This is a genomic window from Nocardia sp. JCM 34519.1, assembly GCF_020361265.1.
Taxonomy (GTDB): domain Bacteria; phylum Actinomycetota; class Actinomycetes; order Mycobacteriales; family Mycobacteriaceae; genus Nocardia; species Nocardia arthritidis_A.
Map to the genome: position 1 here is coordinate 1 of NZ_JAIRBR010000053.1, position 690 is coordinate 690.

1 protein-coding gene is annotated in these 690 nt (G+C 63.8%); it reads left to right on the forward strand.

Annotation, left to right across the window (positions count from 1 at the left end; all coding sequences use genetic code 11):
• Positions 1-690: AMP-binding protein (locus tag LGY53_RS43370; RefSeq protein WP_225732500.1), on the forward strand; the 690-nt coding region annotated here is incomplete at both ends.

Consider the following 690-nt stretch of genomic DNA (forward strand, 5'->3'; position numbering starts at 1 on the left):
TCGCCGTCGTTCGACGCATCGGTGCTGGAATTGCTGCTGGCGCTTGGTGGTTCGGCAACCATGGTGGTTGTCGCGCCGACGGTGTACGGCGGTGAGGAGCTGGCCGGGTTGCTGCGGCGTGAGGGTGTGACGCATGCGTTCATCACTCCTGCGGCGTTGGCGTCGATTGATCCGGCGGGGCTCGGTGAGCTGCGTGTGGTGGTGGCGGGTGGTGAGGCGTGTCCGCCGGAGTTGGTGCGGCGCTGGGCTTTACCGGGTGTGCGTGAGTTTTTCAATGGTTATGGTCCTACCGAGACCACCATCATGACGAATATCAGCGCGCCGCTGACGCCGGACGTGCCGGTGACCATCGGCGGCCCGATCCGCGCGATCACCGAATATGTGTTGGATGAGCGGCTTTCGCCGGTGCCGACGGGCGTTGTCGGCGAGCTCTACATCACCGGCGCGCAGCTGGCCCGCGGCTATCACCGGCAGCCCGCGCTTACGGCACTGCGTTTCGTGGCGAATCCGTTCGATCCCAACGGTTCTCGGCTGTACCGCACGGGTGATTTGGTGCGTTGGACGGCCGATAACGAGTTGGAGTATTTGGGTCGTAATGATTTCCAGGTGAAGATCCGTGGTTTCCGGATCGAGCTGGGGGAGATCGATGCGGTGTTGGCCGCGCACGAGACCGTGGATTTCGCGGTGACC